Source organism: Cellulosimicrobium sp. GQ32, from assembly GCF_059758455.1.
The window spans coordinates 228,747-248,156 of record NZ_JCAXEP010000002.1 but is presented as its reverse complement, the minus strand read 5'-3'; the positions used below and the strand labels follow the sequence as shown (position 1 = coordinate 248,156).

Sequence of the window (19,410 nt, the reverse complement as noted above, 5' to 3'; positions counted from 1 at the left end):
CGGGCGCACCGTGAGCGTCCCGGCGCGCACCGAGGTCCTCGTCGTGGGCGGCGGCCCCGTCGGCCTGGCGGCCGCGCTGCACGCACGACGGGCCGGGCGCGAGGTCGTCGTGGTCGACCGGCGCGCGGGCGTCATCGACAAGGCGTGCGGGGAGGGCCTGCTGCCCGGAGCGCTCGCCGCGGTGCTCGACCTCGGCGTCGACCCGCCCGGGCACCGGCTCGTGGGCATCAGCTACCGGGACGCGACCCGCCACGCCGACCACCCGTTCGCCGCCGGCCCGGGGCGCGGCGTGCGGCGCACCGCCCTGCACGCGACGCTGCGCGAGCGCGCGCTGGCCGAGGGCGTCCTGATCGAGCAGGCGACCCTCCGGGGGCTGAGCCAGGACGCCCACGGCGTCGACGTCGCGCTCAACACCGCGCACCACCCCGACCAGGACGCGGGCGGCACGCGCACGCTCGTGCGCGCGTCCTGGGTGCTCGGGTGCGACGGTCTGCACTCCACGGTCCGACGCCTCACCGGGCTCGACGTCCCCGCCCACGGCCGTGCCCGGTTCGGGCTGCGCACCCACTACCGCACGACGCCGTGGAGCGACCTCGTCGAGGTGCACTGGGCCCCGCACGCCGAGGCGTACGTGACGCCCGTCGCGCCCGACGTCGTCGGCGTCGCCGTGCTGGCGCGCCGCCGCGACGCGAGCGGGGCACGCGCGGACCACGACGGCGCCTCGGTGGGGCTCGACGCGTTCGCCGAGCTCGCGGACCGGCTGCGCGACGCCCCCGTGGTGGGGCGCGTGCGCGGCGCCGGGCCGCTGCGCCAGCGCGCCCGACGGCGCACCGCCGGGCGGGTGCGCCTCGTCGGTGACGCGTCCGGCTACGTCGACGCGCTCACGGGCGAGGGCGTGCGCGTCGGGCTCGCCCAGGCGGATGCCGCCGTGCGGCACCTGGACGACGCGGCGGCGTACGAGCGGGCATGGTCGCGCGCGACGCGCGACTACCGGGTCCTGACGACCGGGCTGCTCGCCTGGGCGGGCAGCCCGGCCCGCGGGGCGATCGTGCCCGCGGCGAGCGCCGCTCCGTGGCTGTACGGCGCGGTCGTCGAGCGTCTCGCGCGCTGACCGCTGCTCCTGCCGGAACGTGTCGCACACGGGGCACACGCGGGGAGCCGACATCGTGTGGGTGCGGGCGGCTACGGTTCCGCGCATGACCTCGCTGGACCTGCACGTCGTCCCCGACCGCTTCCTCCTCTCCCACGTCCCGGGCGCGACGTTCCCCGAGGACGACGAGTGGGTCGCGCTCGTGCGCGCCCCCGAGGGCCTGACGGTCGTGCGGCACGCGTCGCCGTTCGACGAGGCCGAGCGGTGGGCCGGGTTCTACGGGTCGGCGCACGACCTCGACGCGACCGGGATGCTCGCAGCCGTCGTCGGCCCGCTCGCCGAGGCCAGGGTCCCCGTCTTCGTCGCGTCCACGTTCCACGCCGACCTCGTGCTCGTGCCCGAGGACCGCCTCGACGCGGCCACGCGCGCCCTCCGCGACGCTGGGCACGCCGTCGCCGCCCCGCGCTGAGGGCCGCCCGGGCCGTGCCCCGCGTCGTCGTCGTACCGCCGACGGTTCCGATCAGGTCCGGTTTCAGCCGCGCACGGCCGCGGCCGCGGCGAGGAGGCCGCGGGCACGCTCGCGGGTGAGGAACGCCAGCACCGCGTCCTTCTCCCCCACGCGCACGCGGTCGGCGACCTCGAAGCCGAGCGCGCGCATCCGGGCGTGGGCGCGCGCGTTCGCGGCGTCCGGCTCCACGACGACGCGGTCCACGCGCGCGTCGGCGAAGCAGAGCGCGACGAGCAGCGGGCCGACCGCGCCCCACAGGTCCGTGCCCCGGGGCCCGCGCGCCCCGAGCAGGAAGTGCGCGCCGACGTCGCCGGGCCGCACCGGGTACGCCTCGCCGACCGGGTCGTGCTCCGGCTCGTACGTCTGGAGCAGCGCCACGGGCGTCTCGTCCCACCGCACGAGGAACGCGTGGTGCGTGGAGAGGGAGCCGACGTACGCGTAGAGGTCGCGCAGCTCCGTCCGCGACAGCTCCGCGAGCCCCCAGAAGCCCGCCCAGGGCCGGGTCACCCAGTCGTGCAGCACGTCGAGGTCGGCGTCGGGGTCGAGCACCTGAAGCGTCAGCCGCCCGCCGCCGGGGGCGTCGTGCGCGAGCAGGAGCTCGCCGGGAGCACCCGTCCGCAGCCGGCCCCCACGCGGGGCGGTGCGGCCAGGAGCGGTGGGGCCCGGGGCGGCGGTGCCCGGGCGCGCGGCCGTCGCCGGCCCGTCGGGCGCCAGGTCCGGGGTCCGTCCGGTCGTCGGGGCGGGGACGGTCATCGGGTCTCCTCGTGGCTCAGCAGGGCCCAGTCGGTCACGATCGGCACGGTCTCGGCGTCGGCCCACGCGGCGAGCTGGTCGGCGAAGTGCGGCGAGCGCGGGTCCCCGCTCGCGCCGAACGGCACGCCCCAGCGGCTCGCGTCCCGGTCGGCGAGGTCCCACACCCAGCGCGCGACCGACCCGCGCACGCACACGTCGCTGATCCCGGGCACGCTCGCGGTGCAGCGCACGGTGTCCGTGTCCCCGCCGAGCGGCAGCGACGGCACGCGCGGCACCGCGGCGCCCGGCACGTCCAGGAGCACGTGCAGGCCGAGCACCCGGTGGGTGTCGCCCCACACGGGCGCGGCGTCCGTCGGCCTCGGGTCTCTCGTGTCGTGGCCGTCCTTGTGCCCGAGCCCGCGGACGACCTCGCCCAGCGCGTCCCACGCCTCGCAAGCACCGTCGATCCCCAGCCAGTCAGCACCGAGCAGCGCGGGCAGCGCGTCCGCGACGCGCGCCGTGACCGAGAGCCACGGGGCGAAGACCGGGTCGAGCCCGTGCGGCGCGTGCAGGGGCGCGAGCGCCGGGTGCGCGGCGACCCGGCGCGCGAGCGCGGCGCGCCACGCGGCGAACAGGGCCGCGTCGGCGCTGTCGGAGTCCATGCGGCGGTCCCACGCGCGCAGGCGGCGGGCCGCCCGGACCGACCAGAGGTCGCGCCCGTCCGCGGAGACGACGACGGGTCCGGGGGCGCCGACGCCACCGGCTTCCTCGTCGTCCCTCGGCCCGTCGCCCGTGGACTGGTCGAGCCAGCGCAGCAGGTCGCCGGCACCGCCGAGCAGCGTGTCGGCGTGGACGCGCGACTGGTCCGCTGCCGTCGCGTCGTCGCCGGCCGCGTCGAGCAGCGCGCGGATGCGCCGCGCGCGGTGCGGCGGTGCGTAGGTGTGACCGAGGTCTATCTCCGGGCGCGCGGGTCGCTCGTTCGCGTCGACCGTCACGTCCTCCACCATCACGGGACCGGGCGGCACGACCCACGGGCGGGCACGTGCGGCGTCTGACCACGCGGGCAGCGGCAGGGCCCGCCCCGCCACGTCTCGGTGCGGCACGCGGCCCGCCGTGACCGACAGCACCGTGTCCCGGTCCGCCGCCAGGACGCGGTCCACCGGGTCGACCCACGTCGCGAACGCGTCCGTGACGTCGCGCGCCGAGCGGGCGCGCAGCAGGCGCCGCCACGCGGCGACGCCGAGGTCGGCGTCGACGCGCGCGGGCAGGCGGACCGAGAACGTGCGGTCGGGCTCGTCCGGGCCGCCGGTCACGACGACGCCGCGCGCCGTCTCGACCGTCTCCACCCGGTGCTCCACGGGCCCGCCGGCGGCGCGCACGCGCACGGTCGCGACGACGACGTCCGCGCGCTCCGGCCCGCACGGCCCGAGCGCCTCGACCCCGCCGCCGGCGGTCCGGTGCAGGCGCTCGGCGACGACGTCGACGTGGTGCGCCATCGCGTTCGTCACGCCCCAGGCCGCAGCCCCGGCGTGGCCGAAGTGCGGGAGCCCGGGCACGCCCGGGAACGCGAGACCCACCACGTCGTAGTCGTCGCACGCGAGGCGCACCTGCTGGTAGACGCCCGGCAGCTCGAGCAGCCGGTGCGGGTCGCCCGCGAGGAGCGGCGCCCCGCTCCGGGTTCGTGCTCCCGCGAGCGCCCACGCGTTCGACCCCGAGCCGGGGCCCCCGTCCACGGCGAGCAGGTCGAGCACGTCGGTGAGCGGCACGTCGGGCCGCGTCCGCGCGACGGCGGACCCGAGCGTGCGGGCGACGTGGTCGCGCCACAGCACGTGCGGGAAGCCGGAGAAGAGGACGTGCGCGACGAGGAACACACCGAGCGGCGCCCACGCGGGCCACGGCTCGTGCGGCGGCAGGTCGCCCCCGCCGGGCCATCCCGGGTCGGCGAGCGCGTGCAGCTCGGGCACGTCGCGTCCCCGCGCCAGGCCCTCGTTGACGCCCGCCGTGTATGCGTCGACCCAGGCGCGGTCGTCGTCCGCGAGCGCCGCGTAGGCGCGGCGCGCGGTGTCGGCGAGGCGCACGCGGTGGGCGAACCGGTCCCACGCGAGGCCGGGCTCGCCGAGTCGCTCGGCGAGGCGTCCCTCGGCACGCCACCGGTCGACCTCGATCTGCCAGCCGCGGTCGAGCGCGGCGACGTACCCCTGGCCGCGCGCGAGCGCGAGCTCGTCGGCGGCGCGCACGTGCGGCACACCCCACGCGTCGCGGTGCACGGCGAACCCGCCGGGCGGGACGCCCGGCAGCCCCGGCGTGCCCACGTCAGGCGTCCCGCGCGGCGGGGTTGGCGAGCGTGCCCGCGTACAGGAGGGACGCGGACTGGTCGGCGAGGTCGACCATCTGGAGCGTGTTGCGCAGCTGGAGCCGGTTGAGGCACGAGTGCGCGAACCGCGGTGCCCGCAGGTCGACGCCGCTGCGCAGGTCGGGGTGGTCCGCGCGGTGCGCGTCGAGGCACTCGGCGACCAGACCCCAGAACCGGTCCTCGGGCAGCACCCCGTCCCCGGCGAGGATCGCGGCGAGGTGGCGCAGGACGCCGTCGTACACGTCGGTGAACACCGCGAGCGCCTTCTCCTCGTCGTCGACGACGGCGCGCACGCGCTCGACCCCGGGCGGGAGCGGGGCGTCCCCGAGGACGGCGATCTCCTCGCCGACGTCCTTCATGACCGCGCGGACGACGACGTGGTCGCGCAGGACGAGGATGAGGTTCTCCCCGTGTGGCATGAACGCCAGGTCGTGCGCGAGCAGGGCGTGGGCCAGGGGCCGCAGGTAGGCGTCGAGGTAGGCGCGCACCCAGTCGGCGGGGTCGAGCCCGGAGGCCCGGACGAGCGCGGTCGCGTGGGCGGCGCCGTCAGGGTCGCGGTGCAGGAGCGAGGCCATGGTGACGAGACGCTCCCCGGGCGCGGTGCGCGGCACGGGGCTCTCGCGCCACAGCGCGGCGAGCATCTTGCGGTGCGCCGAGGGGGTGGCGGTGCGGTGGTAGACGTCGCCGGTGTACCCGATCGAGGCGAGCTCGCGCAGCACGGTGAACCCGCGGCCGCCGAGCTCGGGGTCGGCGGCGACGAGGTCGGCCACCCAGTCGTTGATCGCGGGGGTGTCGCGCATGTAGGCGGGCGACAGCCCGCGCAGGAACCCCATGTTCTGGATCGCGAGCGCGACCTTGACGTAGTGGCGGTCGGGACGGGTGAGGTTGAACAGCGTGCGGATCGACTGCTGCGGCTGGTACTCGTCGGCCCCCTGGCCGACCGGCACGAGGTCGCCGCGCGCGACGTCGGCGGCGAACGTGATGGGCACGCGGTGCTCCCACTGCCACGGGTGCACGGGCAGGTAGAGGTAGTCGGCCGGGTCGAGGCCGCGCGCATCGAGGCGGTCCGCGAACGCGGCGCGCTCGTCGTCGGACAGCTCGCCGGCGTAGTGCGACGCCTCGTCGAGCCCTGCGCCGAGCGCGAGGTGCGTGTGCTCGCGGCGGGCGGCGAGCCACACGAGGCGCACGCGCCCGCCGTTCTCGGGCGCGTACGCCCGGTACTCCGCGAGACCGAACCCGATGCGCCCGTTGTTCGCGACGAACCCCGGGTGGCCCTCCGTCATGGCCGCCTCGACCTCCTGGAAGGAGGCGCCGAGCAGGTCGACGGCGCTCGGGCCGCCGGCGCGCTCGTACAGCTCGATCTTGGCGGTCGCGCTCGCGAGCGTCGAGGACACCTCCTCGAGGTAGGTGGCGAGCAGGTCGTCGGGGATGTGGAGGTCGGGCTGGAGCTCGACGACGAGGTCGAGCGCGTCGACGGGCAGGTCGCGCGGCGCGGCCGCCTGCGTGGACGGCCCCGGGGGCACGGCGGTGCGGCGGATCGACGCCTCGTCGAGCACCCAGTGCTCCAGCGCGTAGCGCCGCGCGCCGAACCGGTACTCGACGGTGCCGCCCGCGACGGGCAGCACGTACTCGCCCGGGCCGTCCGCCTCGACCGGCCAGACCTCCGCGCGCGGCGCGAGCAGGCGCTCGTGCGTGAGCTCGGCGATCGCCTTGGCGACGAGGTGGCGGTGCGCCCGGTCGGCCAGGTCGGGCCGCAGGTGCGGGGCGAGGTCGACGCCGTCGCCCAGCGGGCTCGCGTCCAGGTCGGCGCGGGTCGCGACCGCGAGGTGCGCCGTCTTGCCGGGCAGCTCGAGCTCGCGCAGCACGCGGAACCCGGCCGCGGCGTTCTTCGCCGCGATCGCGGCGTTGCGCACGTCGGGCTCGACGACGACGCGCCGCGCCCCGCGCCCGGCGGGGTCGAGGCAGAACCGCACGACGGCTCCCATCACCGCGGACGTGAAGCCGCTGCGCGCGGGGCCCGACGGCGGCGCGACGAGCAGGTGCATCCCGACGTCGCCCGGCTCGAGGAGCGCGACGGCGGCGGGGACGCCGGCGAGCGTGACGCGCGCCGGGTCGTAGGTCTCGACGAGGAACGCGGGCTCGCCGTCGACGCGCCCGAGCCACGCGTCCTGGTGCGGGTCGGCGGTCACCGCGGCGAGGTAGGCGCGCACGCCGTCCACGTCGAGGTGGTCGAGCTGCCAGAACGCCGAGCGCGGGTGGGCGAGCCAGCCCTGCACGAGCGCGGCGTCGCGCGCCGGGTCGACGGCGTCGAGCGAGACGTCCGCTCGGCCCGCGCCGAGGCGGACCCGCACCGCGAACGCGGGTTCCGGGGTCGCGGCCGGGGCGCGGTCGCCCGTCGGGACCGCGGACGACGGCGGGGTGGTGGTGGTCACCGTGCTCATCGGGCCTCCCCTCCTGCGCGCTCGCCGGCGGGCACGGGCGCGCCCGCAGGGTGCGTGGCGGCAGACGTGGCCGCGTCGGCGGGCAGGCCGAACGTCTGGAACGCGATGCGCTCCTCCACCGGGTACACCTCACGTCCCGTCACGGTGCGCAGCACCACCGCGTTGCGCCACGCGGCGAACCCGAGGTCCGGCGCGGTGATGCCGTGCGTGTGCTCCTCGCCGTTGAGCACGTGCACGCGGCGCGCGTCGTCGACCGTGTAGTCGCGCGCGACGTCGAACCGCCCGAGCTCGTCGAACCGCAGGAGGTGGCGCACGGGGTCGAGGAACGCGGGCACCGCCGCGGCGTAGCCCGTCGCGGCGACCAGCGCGCGCGTGCGGCGCTCGACCTCGCGCCCGAGCTGGGCGTGGCGCAGGCGCACCACGTACTCCCCCGCCTCTCCGGCACCCGGCTCGTAGCGCGCGGCCACGACCTCGGTGTCCGTGAGCAGCGTCGTCGGCACCGGACGGTCCAGGCTGAGCCGGTAGAGCGCGTCGTAGATCTCGTCCACGAGGTCGCCGCTGATCCCCTTGTACAGGCCGCGCTGCTCGCGGCCGAGGAGCTGGCGCAGCTCGAGCGGCAGCGCGTGGAAGTGGTCGGTGTACTCCGGCGACGTCATCTCGAGCGTGAGCTTGGTGTACTCCATGGGGAAGAAGCGCGGCGAGCGCGTCACCCAGTCGAGCCGGTACCCGGGACGGTGCGCGTCGCCGTGCACGCCCTCGAGCAGGTCGCGGTACACCTCGGCGGCAGACTGGCCGCTGCCCACGACCGTGACCGACCCGGAGGCGGCGAGCGCGTCGCGGTGGGGCAGGTACTGCGCGCTGTGCACGAGCGGACCCGCGCCCGGGTGCTCACCGCGCGCGATCTCGTCCGCGAGCGCCCGCAGCGCGGGCGGCAGCACCGGCGCGGTGCCGACGCCGAGCACGAGGTGACGACCCCGGTGCTCCTCGGTACCCGTGACGGCGCCATCCGCGTCGAGGACCTCCGACCGCACGACGAACGCGTCGGCAGCAGCGTCGTGCTCGACGGCGACGACGCGCCGCGACCAGCGCAGCGACGTCAGCCGCGCCGCGACCCACCGGCAGTAGGCGTCGTACTCGGCGCGCAGCGGGTAGAACGACTCGCGGATGTAGAACGGGTAGAGCCGGCCCGTGGCCTTGAGGAACGCGAGGAACGAGTACGGCGACGTGGGGTCCGCCATGGTGACGAGGTCCGCGAGGAACGGGACCTGGATCGTCGCGCCCTCGATCATCATGCCGGGGTGCCAGCGGAACTCCGGCGCGGCGTCGAGGAAGACGGCGTCGACGTCGTCGAGCGGCGCGGACAGCGCGGCGAGGCCGAGGTTGAACGGCCCGATGCCCACGCCGACGACGTCCCGCACGCGGGCGGGGTCGTGGCTCGCGGCGTCGTGGCTCACGGCGTCGTGGCTCACGGTCGCGGCGCTCATCGGGCCACCGCCCCGGCGGTCGCGAGCGAGGCGATCAGGTCCGCGGCGTGCGCGTCGTCGCCGTCCTCGTCCGACAGCAGCGCGTCGCGCTCGACGAGCGCCTGCGCGGTCGTGCGCACGAGGTCGAGCACATGGCGCACGTCGGCGAGGGTGACCGTCGGGTTGAGGAGCGTGAGCTTGAGGCACGGGACGCCGTCGAGCACGGTCTTGGCGACGACCGCGCGCCCGGACTCGAACAGGACGCGCCGCACGAGCGGCACGAGCCGGTCGGCGTGCTCCGCGGCCAGGCCCGGCGGCTCGTAGCGGAACAGGACCGTGGAGAGGTCGGTGCGCCCGAGCACGCGCAGGTCGGGATCGTGGGCGAGGTCGGCGTGCACCGCCGCGGCGAGGTCGCACACCGCGTCGACCATCGCGCCGACCCCGTCCGGACCGAGCGCGCGCAGCGTCGCCCAGAGCTTGAGCGCGTCGAAGCGACGGGTCGTCTGGAGCGACACGTCGACCTGGTTGGGCTCGGCGTTCTCGCGCGGGTTGAGGTAGTCCGCGTGGTGCGCGACGCGCTCGAGGTCGGTGCGGTCGCGCACGACGAGCGCGCTCGCGGACACGGGCTGGAAGAACGCCTTGTGGTAGTCGACGGTCACCGACCGCGACCGCTCGATCCCGTCGAGCAGGTGCCGGCGCGTCGGGGACACGAGCAGCCCGCAGCCGTACGCGGCGTCCACGTGCAGCCACACGTCCGTCGCGTCGCACACGTCCGCGACCGCCGCGAGGGGGTCCACGCAGCCGCGGTCGGTCGTGCCCGCGGTCGCGACGACCGCCATGACGAGGTCGCCCGCCGCGCGTACCGCGCCGACCGCCGCCGCGAGCGCCGCGGGGTCGAGGCGGCCGTCGGCGTCGGCCGCGACGTGGACCACGGCGTCGTCGGCCAGGCCCAGCAGCAGAGCCGAGCGGGCCACGCTGAAGTGGCTCGACGCGGACGCGAGGACGCGCAGGCGCGGCAGCACGGCCGACCGCCCCGGTCCGCCCGCGCGGGCCGCGCGCTCGACGGCGCACTCCCGGGCGAGGAAGAGCGCGTGCAGGTTGGACTGCGTGCCCCCGGAGGTGAGCACCCCGTCGCCCGCGGCGTACCCGAGCCGGCGCGCGGTCCATGCGACGACGCGGCGCTCCATGAGGGTCGCCACCGTCGACTGGTCGAACGTGTCGACGGACGTGTTGATCGCCGCGAGCACGGCCTCGGCGCCGACGGCGGGCAGCGCGACCGGGCAGTTGAGGTGGGCGGCGTACGCGGGGTCGTGGAACCACACGGCGTGCGTCGCGTAGAGGTCGGCGGCCTCGCGGAGCGCGGCGTCGGTGCCCACGCCCGGGGCGTCGAGGTCGACCGCGTCGACGAGCTCCGCGAGCTGCGCGCGGCTCGCGCCGGACCACGGCTGCGTCACCGCCGCGACCCGCGACGCCACGTCGTCGACGACGGCGTGCAGGGTGCTCGCGTAGTCGCCCGCGGTCGCGCCCGTGAGCAGGGCCGTGACCGTCGAGGTACCGTGCGCAGGCGCGACGGATCGTGCTGAGAGCATGGCGAGGCTCCAGGTACGGGGAGAGGACCGCCACGGATCGCGACGGGGCAACCTGAGGTTTGCCTTGCCTAACCTAGCGCAGCGGGGGCGGCCGTCAAGAGTGACCTGTGCCACGCCGCCGTGGACGGGAGACCCCGGCGGCGGGAGGATGGCACTCGCCCGTCCGTGGCTCCCGAGGAGGCCGTGTGGAACCGACCGTCGCGACGACCCGCCCCGCCATCGTCACCGTGGACGACGACCCCGGGGTCTCGCGCGCGGTCGCGCGCGACCTGCGCCGCCGCTACGGCGACCGGTACCGCATCGTGCGCGCCGAGTCGGGCGCCGAGACGCTCGACGCGCTGCGGGAGCTCGCGCTGCGGGGCGAGGACGTCGCCGTCGTGCTCGCCGACCACCGCATGCCCGGCATGACCGGCGTCGAGCTCCTCGAGCAGGCGATGGACCTCTTCCCCGCCGCCCGGCGCGTCCTGCTCACCGCCTACGCGGACACCGAGGCCGCGATCGAGGCGATCAACGTCGTCGACCTCGACTACTACCTGCTCAAGCCGTGGGACCCGCCCGAGGAGAAGCTCTACCCCGTCGTGGACGCCCAGCTCGAGGCGTGGTCCGCCACCGACCGGCGCCGCCCGGCCGAGACGGTGGTCGTCGGGCACCGGTGGTCGGCACGCTCGTCGCAGGTGCGCGAGTTCCTCGCGCGCAACCGCGTGCCCTACCGCTGGTACCCCTCGGAGTCCGCCGAGGGCGCGCGCCTGCTCACCGCCGCGCAGACCGACGGCGAGGTCCTCCCCCTCGTGGTGACGCCGGAGGGCGAGGCGCTCGTCGCGCCCGACGACGCGACGCTCGCCGAGCGCGTCGGCCTCGCCACCCGCCCCACGGCCGACTTCTACGACCTCGTCGTCGTGGGCGGCGGCCCTGCCGGCCTGAGCGCCGCGCTCTACGGGGCGTCCGAGGGGCTGCGGACCGTCCTCGTCGAGCGCACCGCGACCGGTGGCCAGGCCGGGCAGAGCTCGCGCATCGACAACTACCTCGGCTTCCCCGACGGGATCTCCGGCGCGCAGCTCGCCGAGCGCGCGCGGCGCCAGGCGGTGCGGTTCGGGGCGGAGATCGTCACGACGCGCGACGCGGTCGAGCTCGACGTCGAGGGGCCGGCACGCAGCGTGCGCTTCCCGGACGGCACGTCGATCGACGCGCACACCGTCATCCTCGCCTCGGGCGTGTCCTACCGGCTCCTCGACGGCCCCGGGCTGGGCGACCTCGTGGGACGCGGCGTCTTCTACGGGTCGGCTCTCACGGAGGCCTCGGCGTGCCACGACCAGGAGGTGTACGTCGTCGGCGGGGCCAACTCCGCGGGGCAGGCGGCGCTCTACCTGGCCCGCGAGGCCAAGCGGGTCACGCTCGTGATCCGCGGCGACTCCCTCGCCCGCTCGATGTCGTCCTACCTCGTCGAGCAGGTCGAGGCCCACCCGCGGGTGCGCGTCCTGACCCGCACGGAGGTCGTCTCCGCGTCGGGCGACGGACACCTGGAGCACCTCGAGCTGCACGACGTCGACACCGGCGAGACCACGCGCGTCGAGTGCGGGTGGGCGTTCGTGTTCATCGGCGCCGCGCCCCGCACCGACTGGCTCGACGGCGTCGTCGCGCGCGACCCGCGCGGGTACGTCCTCGCCGGGCCCGACCTGCTGCGGGACGGCGCCCCGCCCGCCGGGTGGTTGCTCGACCGCCCGCCCTACCACCTCGAGACGTCCGTGCCCGGCGTGTTCGCCGCCGGCGACGTGCGCTCGGAGTCCGCCAAGCGCGTCGCGTCCGCCGTGGGCGAGGGCGCCATGGCCGTCATGCTCGTGCACCGCTACCTCGAACAGCTCTGACCGCCCCGTCCCGCGCGACACAGCCCCGACCCGAACCCGGAGGCGACACCGTGACCAGCACCGAGGACCCCACCACGACCCCGCCCACCCCGGGCACCTCCGCCGCGGCGGCCGCCCGCGGGTGGCTGCCGTGCGACGTCGACGAGCTGCGCGCGACGTTCCTGTTCGAGCACCTCACCGACGACCAGCTCGCCTGGCTGTGCGCGACCGGCCACGTCGAGCGGCACGACGCGGGCTGGCTGTTCCACGAGGGCACGCCCGCCGAGGCGTTCTACGTCCTGCTCGACGGCGGCGTCGCGCTCTACCGGCGCGTCGGCGAGGACGAGGTCGAGGTCTCGCGCACGCACCAGGTCGGCGTGTACCTGGGAGCGTGGAACGCCTACCTCGGCGACCGCCTCCCCCAGACGTACCTGCACTCGGCACGCGCCCTGGAGCCGTCACGCTTCTTCGTGCTCGAGGCGCACGACTTCGCCAAGCTCATGACCGAGTGGTTCCCCATGGCCGTGCACCTGCTCGAGGGCGTGTTCTGGGGCACGCGCGACGCGCAGCAGCTCGTCGGGCAGCGCGAGCGGCTGCTCGCCCTCGGGTCGCTCTCCGCAGGCCTCACGCACGAGCTCAACAACCCCGCCGCGGCGGCGGTGCGCGCGACCGGGACGCTGCGCGAGCGCGTCGCCGCCATGCGGCACAAGCTCGCGCTCATCGCCGACGGCCCCTACGACCGCGCCACCCTCGCCGAGCTCATCCGGCTCCAGGAGGAGGCGCTCGAGCGCTACACGGACACCCGCACGGCGGACGCCGTCGGCGCGCTGGAGACGTCCGACCTCGAGGACCGCCTCACCGACTGGCTCGACGACCACGGCCTGCCCGAGGGCTGGCGCGTCTCCCCCGCGCTCGTCCAGGCCGGGATCGACGAGCCGTGGCTCGACCGCGTCGCCGAGCGCGTCGACGCCGGCGCGCTCACGGGGGCGGTGAGCTGGCTCGCGTACACGATCGAGACCGAGCAGCTCATGGCCGAGATCGAGGACGCCACCGTGCGCATCTCGACGCTCGTCGGCGCGGCGCGCCAGTACTCCCAGCTCGACCGCGCGCCCTTCCGGCCGGTCGACCTGCACGAGCTCCTGGACTCGACCCTGACGATGCTCGACCACGCGCTCGCTGGGGTCGAGGTCGTGCGCCACTACGACACCTCCCTGCCGCCCGTGCCCGTCTACGCCGCCGAGCTCAACCAGGTCTGGACCAACCTCGTCGAGAACGCCGCGCAGGCGATGGGCGGGTCCGGCACGCTCACGGTCACGACCCGCCGCGCCGACGACCGTGCCGAGGTCGAGATCGCCGACACGGGCCCCGGCATCCCCGACGACGTGCGCCCCCGGATCTTCGAGCCGTTCTTCACGACCAAGCCGGTCGGGCAGGGCACCGGGCTCGGCCTCGACATCTCGTGGCGGATCGTCGTCAACAAGCACCACGGCGACCTCACGGTGACGTCCGTGCCCGGCGACACCCGGTTCGTCGTGCACCTGCCGCTCGAGCCCGCACAGACCCCGGCGCAGCCCCCGCAGGCCCCGCAGCCGTGACGGTCCCCGCCCCCGCCGCGGGGACGTCGCCCGTCGGGGAGGAGCGCCACGCGTCGTGGCTCGAGCTCTTCTTCGACCTCGTCGTCGTCGCGGGCATCGGCATGCTCGCCCACCTGCTCCAGGAGGACCACGACGGCGGCGGGCTCGCCCTCTACGTCGTCGCGTACACGGCGTTCTGGCTCGTGTGGGCCTGCTTCACCACGTACGGGAACGTCGCGGGCGAGGGCGCCCGGGCGCTGCCGATCCTCGCCGGGATGGCCGCGCTCGCCGTGATGATCGCCGCCGTGCCCGGCATCCACGACGAGCACGCGCAGGCGTTCGCCGTCGCGTACGTCGTGGGCCGGCTCGTCGCCGCGCGACCCTGGCGCCGCACGACCGTCGTCGTCGACCTGCCCGTCGTGCAGGCGCTGACCGGCGTCGTGCCGTGGATCGTGTCGTGGTGGTTCGACGGCCAGACCCGGTACACGCTGTGGGCCGTCGGTCTCGGGATCGACCTCCTCCTGCTGCTCACCCTCTCGGGCGAGCGCCTCGTGGAGCGAGCCCAGGAGCGCCTCGACGAGGTCCGCGAGCGCCGGGGTCGCGGGCGCGGCGGCCGGCGCGACCGCCCGGGGAGCGTCGCCCGGCGACGTGCGGGGCGCGCGCCCGAGGGGCGTACGGACGAGGAGCGAGGCCGCGGCGGACGGCGCGGCGCAGGCGGCCCGGCAGGCGATCGGGGCCTCGACGTCCCGACGACGGTCGACGCGGCCGTGAGCGACGTCCCGCACCTCGGCGAACGGCTCGGCCTGTTCGTCATCATCGTGCTCGGCGAGGGCCTCATCCAGGCGATCGACGCCGCGAGCGAGGCCGAGTGGGACCGCACGCTCCTCGTCGCCGGAGCCGGGGCGTTCACGCTGCTGGTGGGCCTGTGGGCCCTCACCGTGCGGTCGGGCTACGCGGGCGTCGCGCTGCTGCGTCCCGGCGGGGTGCCGCCCCGGTCGGCGTGGTTCCTGCACCTGGTGACCACCGGGGCGCTCGCGACGCTCGCGGGCGCGCTCGGGGGCGTCCTGGACCGTCCGGCGCGCGCGCTCGACCCCGGCGAGCTGGCGCTGCTCGTCGGCGCGTTCGCCGTGCACGGGCTCGTGTCCGCGGGGGTGCACGCCACGCTGCGCGACGCGCGCACCGCCGTCCTGCTCGCCCTCCCCGTCGTGGGCGCCGGCGCGGTCGCGTGGCTCGCCGGCGGGACGATCTCGGCCGCCGGCCTGGTCTGGGTGCTGTCGGGTGCGCTGCTGGTGCAGCTCGCCCTCGCCGTCCGGCCTCGCGCGGTGCCCGCCCCGGCCGGGGCGGGCACCTGACGCCGGCGACCTGCCCGGGCAAAACCGTGGACGTCGGACGATCGCGGGCATAGCCTCGTGGCGTCCGGTCGAACCCGCCCGGACGCTCGACCATGACGACCGGTGAAGGAGAGGTGGACCCGCGTGCTGCACCAGTGGTCCACCGACCCGTCCCGAAGGGCGCTCCTCAGGTAGACGACGTACGTCGTCCACCTGCAGAGCCGTCCTGGGGCACCGTCCTGGGGCGGCTCTCGTCGTCCCACCCGCTGTGCGGCCATGACGGCCACCGACACGACAGGAGGCGCGACGATGAGCGAGGTGGTCATCTACAACCTCGGCGGCAGCCAGGAGCTCGGCCGCGTGTCGTTGCGCCACGCGATCCGCATGCTGCACCGGCGGGTCGCCGAGGTGCTCGAGGCCGTCGAGGGCGAGACGTTCGGGCCCTACCAGCGGCCGAGGTCGGTCGCGCTCGTGCGGTACGTGCACGCGCGGTGGGTGTACGAGCGCCAGGGTCGCGTGCCGTACTCGCGCGCGGCGCTGCTGCGCCGTGACCGGTACCGCTGCGCGTACTGCGGCGGGACGGCGACGACCATGGACCACGTGGTCCCGCGCTGCCAGGGCGGGACGACGACATGGCTCAACGCCGTCGCCGCGTGCGAGCCGTGCAACGCCGCCAAGGGCGGCCGCACCCCCGACCAGGCGGGTCTGCGGATGCTCAGACGCCCGTTCGAGCCCGCGTTCCGCGACATCTACCCGTCGGCCCCTGCCCCGCGCAGACGCTGACGGGTCCCCGACCGGGCCCCCGGTCGGCCCCAGGCCGCCCGGTCGGTGGCGGTGACACCGGCCGGGCTTCCCCACGCCCGCGGCCCTGCGTCCCGGGCACGACGCCGTCGAGCGTCCGGGACCGGTCGGCGCGCCCTCCCTCCCGGTAGAGCCGGTCCGCGTCTCGCACCCACCCCGGGTCCCGGACCGCGAGAGGGAGACCACGATGGCGAGGTTCCGGATCGGGACGTTCAACGTCGAGAACCTGTTCGAGCGCCCGCGCGCGATGGCGGGCCCGCTCACGGGCGGCAACGCGGTCCTGGCCGCGCACGCCCGGGTCAACGCGCTCATCGCCGAGGAGCAGTACGGGCCGGGCGTGCGGGCGGAGATCCTGGAGCACCTGGAGACCCTCGGCCTGCTGCGCTCCGACGCCGCGGCGCTCGCGGTGCTGCGCCAGGTGCGCGGCCGGCTCGTGCGCCGCACGGGTTCCCAGGCGTCGGGCACGGCACGCACCGAGGTCGTCGCGACCGGGCGCGGCGACTGGGTCGGCTGGGTCGACCTCGTCAAGGACCGGGTCGACGAGCTCGCCATGACGCACACCGCGCGCGTCGTCGCCGACGTCGACGCCGACGTGCTGGCCGTCGTCGAGGCGGAGAGCCGCGTCGCGCTCAAGCACTTCACGGACGCGGGGGTCGTCACGAGCGCCGGCCGTCCGGTCTACCCCCACGTCATGGTCATCGACGGCAACGACGACCGCGGGATAGACGTCGGGCTGCTCACGACACGCCCGTACCGGATCGGGACCGTGCGCTCGCACGTCGACGACCGCGACTCGCGCGGGCGCCTCGTGTTCGGGCGCGACTGCCCGGAGTACGTCGTCGAGCTGCCCGGCGGCGGCACGCTCACCGTGCTGGTCAACCACTTCAAGTCCAAGGGCTACGGCACGCAGGCCGAGTCCGACGCGACCCGGCGCCGCCAGGCGACCCGCACCGCCGCGATCTACGCCGCGCTGCGCGCCCGCGGCGAGGAGAACGTCGTGGTCGTGGGCGACCTCAACGACACCCCGTCGTCCACCCCGCTGCGACCGCTGCTCGAGGGGACCGACCTGCGCGACGTGAGCGAGCACCCGGCGTTCCTCGGCGACGGAAGACCGGGCACGTACGGCAACGGGACCGCGAGCCAGAAGATCGACTACGTGCTGCTGTCCCCCGCGCTGTTCGACCGTACCGTCGGCGGGTCGGTGTTCCGCATGGGCGTCTGGGGCGGCACGAAGGGGACGCTGTTCCCCCACTACGACACGATGACGTCGGCGACGCACGCCGCCTCCGACCACGCCGCCCTCTACGCCGACGTGGACCTCGCCTGAGGCACGGCCTCGAACCGGATCGCGCCGGACACCACGAGGTCGGCACGCGAGCGGGTCGACTCCACGAGGAGCGCGTTGCGCCCGTCGACCTCGTGCGCCCAGGCGGTCGCGGCCTCCACGCTGCGCCCGTGGCGCGTGTGCCGGTCGACGAGGCGCCGCTCGCGCTCGGCGCCGTCGGTGCCGCAGAACCACGCCTCGTCGAGCAGGTCGCGCACCCCACCCCACGGCTCCCCCGGAACCAGGAGGTAGTTTCCCTCGACCACGACGACCGCGTGCGACGGCTCGACGGCGATCTCCCCGGCCACGGGCTCGTCCACCTCGCGGTGGAACGACGGCGCGTACACGGTCCGGTCGTGCTCCTCGCGCACCCGGCGCAGCAGGGCGACGAAGCCGTCACCGTCGAACGTGTCGAGCGCACCCTTGCGGTCGTGACGGCCGAGCCGGTCGAGCGTCGCGTTCGCGAGGTGGAACCCGTCCATGGGCAGGTGCACCGCCTCCGGTCCGATCGCCCCCACGAGCCGGAGCGCGAGCGTCGTCTTCCCCGCGCCAGGGCTGCCCGCGATCCCGACGACGACGCGCCCGCCGCCCGACCGCTCGCGGAGCGCGCGCACGCGCGCGAGGAGGGCGCCCGGGTCCGCGACCTCGGCAGACGGCTGCGCGGTTCCGGGCACGAGGTCCACGGCGTCCTTCTCGACGGTCATGCACCCAGTGTCCCGTGCCCACGGCTCGCGGGTCGCGGGTCGGCGGTGCCATGACCGATGAGTCGGCGGCGCGGGACGGGTCACCCCCCACGACCCAGGATCACGAAACCACGATCACGAACGAGGAGGACGCATGGCCACGGTGGTCGCAGGAGCGGCGGTGTCGCTCGACGGGTACGTGCGGGACGCCGACGGGAGCATCGAGGCGCTGTACGCGGACTTTGAGGAGCTGGCGAGCAGCGCGTACCTGCGCGAGCTCCAGGAGCGCACCGGCGCCGTCCTCATGGGCCGGCGCACGTACGACATGGCCCCGGACCCCGACGGCTACGCGGACGGCTACGAGTTCCAGGTGCCGATCTTCGTCGTCACCCACACGCCGCCTCCGGTCGCGCCGAAGCGCAACGAGCGGCTGTGGGTCACGTTCGTCACGGACGGCGTCGAGTCGGCGGTCCGGCAGGCCCGCGACGCCGCGGGCGAGCGCGACGTGACCTTCATCGGCGGGGCCGACGTCTTCCGCCAGCTCTGGGCCGCCGGGCTCGTCGACGAGCTCGCGGTCGAGGTCATGCCGGTCCTGCTCGGGGGCGGCGTCCGGCTGTTCGACGGCGAGGCGCCCGCCGCGCTGGAGAAGGTGCGGGTCGACGAGCTCGGCGCGCGGACCGCGCTGCGCTACCGGGTCGTCCGGACGGCAGGTCCGACGGCCGCGCAGCCGTAGCTCAGGCGCTCGCCGGCACGACCTGGTCCCCCGACCCCTCGGGCGGACGGGCCGCGAGCGCCGCGACCGGGTCGCGCGCGAGGTCGGCGACCGGCAACCCGGTCTCCCGGCTCAGCGCGCGCAGCAGCCCGGCGCGCGACGCGTAGCCCGCGGCGCGGGCCGCGGCGTCGAGGTGCGACCCGCCGCGCAGCCGGGCGACGGCGACGTTGAGGTGGGCGCGCGTGCGCCAGCGCCCGAACGCGAGCCCGGTCTCCTCGACGAAGAGGCGCTGGACGTGCCGCGCGCTGGCGCGGCGCCGGTCCGCGAGCTCGTCGAGCGTCGCGACGCCCCGCCGGGCCTCCTCCGCCACGGCCCGCGCGACGGGGTGCACGGGGAGCCGCAGGACGAAGTAGTCGCCCGCGAGTCCCCGCAGCACGTCCTCGAGCGCGGCGCGGAACGGCGCAACCTGCTCCGGCGTCGCCGGGGCCGCGCACAGGACGGCCGTGAGCACCGTGGTGAGCGCGGGCACGACGCCGAGGCGGTGGACGCGCGTCGGCGGCTCGACCCCGGGCGAGAGCACCGGGCCGATGGCCATCGAGTCGCCCGGGAGGCGCATCGCGTGCGGGACGCGCGGGGCGAGCCAGAGGTTCTCGTGGGTCCGCAGGGTCAGGGCTGCGCCGTCGACGACGAGCTCCGCGGTGCCGGCGACGACGTGGACGAGGTGCGGCTCGTCGTGCGCATGGGTGTCGTGCCCGAGGAAGCGGACCGAGTGCTCGGGGACGACGGCGCCCAGCGCGGTCCGGGTCATGCTGCCCCTCTCCCCCGGGCTCTCGGGCCCAGGTCGCCGTGTCGTCTTCGGGACGAGCCGTGTCACGTTCGGACGCGGTTCGTCCGCCAGGTGTGGTTAGCCTAACCTCGCGAGGTGCGCCCCGGTACGCCGTGCGGCCCCCGCATCCCTGCTGCCGAGT

The 19,410-nt window shown here is 76.1% G+C and carries 15 protein-coding genes; 8 read left to right on the top strand and 7 right to left on the bottom strand.

Features of this window, described 5'->3' with window-relative positions:
- Positions 1 to 10: 10 nt before the first annotated feature.
- A complete protein-coding gene (locus AC6CH9_RS04800; protein ID WP_498153890.1) occupies positions 11 to 1,111 on the top strand; it encodes an NAD(P)/FAD-dependent oxidoreductase in 1,101 nt (366 codons plus the stop codon).
- An 85-nt stretch (positions 1,112 to 1,196) separates the two neighbouring features.
- Positions 1,197 to 1,559 carry an ACT domain-containing protein gene (locus AC6CH9_RS04795; RefSeq protein ID WP_498153889.1) on the top strand — a complete coding sequence of 121 codons (363 nt, stop codon included), beginning with the start codon at positions 1,197 to 1,199 and terminating at the stop codon, positions 1,557 to 1,559.
- Between the two features lie 63 nt (positions 1,560 to 1,622).
- On the opposite strand, the gene AC6CH9_RS04790 is transcribed toward AC6CH9_RS04795, so the two are convergent.
- From AC6CH9_RS04790 to AC6CH9_RS04770, 5 genes are read right to left on the bottom strand one after another with little or no spacing between them, the layout of a single operon-like run.
- Positions 1,623 to 2,351, bottom strand: a complete 729-nt coding sequence (locus AC6CH9_RS04790) for a GNAT family N-acetyltransferase (RefSeq protein ID WP_498153888.1) — start codon at positions 2,349 to 2,351, stop codon at positions 1,623 to 1,625.
- Complete coding sequence (locus AC6CH9_RS04785; protein ID WP_498153887.1) at positions 2,348 to 4,642, bottom strand: penicillin acylase family protein; 2,295 nt, start codon at positions 4,640 to 4,642, stop codon at positions 2,348 to 2,350. Before AC6CH9_RS04785 ends, AC6CH9_RS04790 begins: the two co-directional genes overlap by 4 nt.
- 1 nt (position 4,643) lies before the next feature.
- Positions 4,644 to 7,124, bottom strand: a complete 2,481-nt coding sequence (locus AC6CH9_RS04780) for a GNAT family N-acetyltransferase (protein ID WP_498153886.1) — start codon at positions 7,122 to 7,124, stop codon at positions 4,644 to 4,646.
- Complete coding sequence (locus tag AC6CH9_RS04775) at positions 7,121 to 8,608, bottom strand: lysine N(6)-hydroxylase/L-ornithine N(5)-oxygenase family protein (RefSeq protein ID WP_498153885.1); 1,488 nt, start codon at positions 8,606 to 8,608, stop codon at positions 7,121 to 7,123. Before AC6CH9_RS04775 ends, AC6CH9_RS04780 begins: the two co-directional genes overlap by 4 nt.
- Complete coding sequence (locus AC6CH9_RS04770) at positions 8,605 to 10,176, bottom strand: pyridoxal phosphate-dependent decarboxylase family protein (protein ID WP_498153884.1); 1,572 nt, start codon at positions 10,174 to 10,176, stop codon at positions 8,605 to 8,607. Before AC6CH9_RS04770 ends, AC6CH9_RS04775 begins: the two co-directional genes overlap by 4 nt.
- Positions 10,177 to 10,361: 185 nt before the next feature.
- Between AC6CH9_RS04770 and AC6CH9_RS04765 the strand changes: the two genes are divergently transcribed.
- The 5 genes from AC6CH9_RS04765 (at position 10,362) to AC6CH9_RS04745 (ending at position 17,050) form a co-directional block, all read left to right on the top strand.
- Entirely contained in the window at positions 10,362 to 12,038 is a 1,677-nt protein-coding gene (locus tag AC6CH9_RS04765; RefSeq protein WP_498153883.1) for an NAD(P)/FAD-dependent oxidoreductase, read from the top strand.
- A 50-nt stretch (positions 12,039 to 12,088) separates the two neighbouring features.
- The gene (locus AC6CH9_RS04760; RefSeq protein WP_498153882.1) at positions 12,089 to 13,612 is read left to right on the top strand and encodes an ATP-binding protein; all 1,524 of its coding nucleotides are present in this window, start codon (positions 12,089 to 12,091) and stop codon (positions 13,610 to 13,612) included.
- Complete coding sequence (locus AC6CH9_RS04755) at positions 13,609 to 14,943, top strand: low temperature requirement protein A (protein ID WP_498153881.1); 1,335 nt, start codon at positions 13,609 to 13,611, stop codon at positions 14,941 to 14,943. The genes AC6CH9_RS04760 and AC6CH9_RS04755 overlap by 4 nt, the downstream gene beginning before the upstream one ends.
- A gap of 288 nt (positions 14,944 to 15,231) precedes the next feature.
- Positions 15,232 to 15,705 carry an HNH endonuclease gene (locus tag AC6CH9_RS04750; protein WP_498153880.1) on the top strand — a complete coding sequence of 158 codons (474 nt, stop codon included), beginning with the start codon at positions 15,232 to 15,234 and terminating at the stop codon, positions 15,703 to 15,705.
- Between the two features lie 205 nt (positions 15,706 to 15,910).
- Positions 15,911 to 17,050, top strand: a complete 1,140-nt coding sequence (locus tag AC6CH9_RS04745; protein ID WP_498153879.1) for an endonuclease/exonuclease/phosphatase family protein — start codon at positions 15,911 to 15,913, stop codon at positions 17,048 to 17,050.
- On the opposite strand, the gene AC6CH9_RS04740 is transcribed toward AC6CH9_RS04745, so the two are convergent.
- Complete coding sequence (locus tag AC6CH9_RS04740) at positions 17,026 to 17,751, bottom strand: nucleoside/nucleotide kinase family protein (protein WP_498153878.1); 726 nt, start codon at positions 17,749 to 17,751, stop codon at positions 17,026 to 17,028. The two genes, AC6CH9_RS04745 and AC6CH9_RS04740, sit on opposite strands and share 25 nt — an antisense overlap.
- 133 nt (positions 17,752 to 17,884) lie before the next feature.
- Between AC6CH9_RS04740 and AC6CH9_RS04735 the strand changes: the two genes are divergently transcribed.
- Positions 17,885 to 18,463 carry a dihydrofolate reductase family protein gene (locus AC6CH9_RS04735; RefSeq protein ID WP_498153877.1) on the top strand — a complete coding sequence of 193 codons (579 nt, stop codon included), beginning with the start codon at positions 17,885 to 17,887 and terminating at the stop codon, positions 18,461 to 18,463.
- Position 18,464: 1 nt separating this feature from the next.
- Here the strand turns inward: AC6CH9_RS04735 and AC6CH9_RS04730 are convergent, their stop codons facing one another.
- On the bottom strand, positions 18,465 to 19,250 hold the full coding sequence (locus tag AC6CH9_RS04730; RefSeq protein WP_498153876.1) for a helix-turn-helix domain-containing protein: 786 nt from the start codon (positions 19,248 to 19,250) through the stop codon (positions 18,465 to 18,467).
- Positions 19,251 to 19,410 lie beyond the last annotated feature (160 nt).

What these genes read in the sequence shown, in the direction of transcription:
- AC6CH9_RS04795 (WP_498153889.1), top strand. Translation starts at nt 1,197, where the DNA reads ATGACCTCGCTGGACCTGCACGTCGTCCCCGACCGCTTCCTCCTCTCC.
- AC6CH9_RS04790 (WP_498153888.1), bottom strand. Translation starts at nt 2,351, where the DNA reads ATGACCGTCCCCGCCCCGACGACCGGACGGACCCCGGACCTGGCGCCC.
- AC6CH9_RS04745 (WP_498153879.1), top strand. Translation starts at nt 15,911, where the DNA reads ATGGCGAGGTTCCGGATCGGGACGTTCAACGTCGAGAACCTGTTCGAG.
- AC6CH9_RS04775 (WP_498153885.1), bottom strand. Translation starts at nt 8,608, where the DNA reads ATGAGCGCCGCGACCGTGAGCCACGACGCCGTGAGCCACGACGCCGCG.
- AC6CH9_RS04780 (WP_498153886.1), bottom strand. Translation starts at nt 7,124, where the DNA reads ATGAGCACGGTGACCACCACCACCCCGCCGTCGTCCGCGGTCCCGACG.
- AC6CH9_RS04770 (WP_498153884.1), bottom strand. Translation starts at nt 10,176, where the DNA reads ATGCTCTCAGCACGATCCGTCGCGCCTGCGCACGGTACCTCGACGGTC.
- AC6CH9_RS04740 (WP_498153878.1), bottom strand. Translation starts at nt 17,751, where the DNA reads ATGACCGTCGAGAAGGACGCCGTGGACCTCGTGCCCGGAACCGCGCAG.
- AC6CH9_RS04750 (WP_498153880.1), top strand. Translation starts at nt 15,232, where the DNA reads ATGAGCGAGGTGGTCATCTACAACCTCGGCGGCAGCCAGGAGCTCGGC.
- AC6CH9_RS04735 (WP_498153877.1), top strand. Translation starts at nt 17,885, where the DNA reads ATGGCCACGGTGGTCGCAGGAGCGGCGGTGTCGCTCGACGGGTACGTG.
- AC6CH9_RS04730 (WP_498153876.1), bottom strand. Translation starts at nt 19,250, where the DNA reads ATGACCCGGACCGCGCTGGGCGCCGTCGTCCCCGAGCACTCGGTCCGC.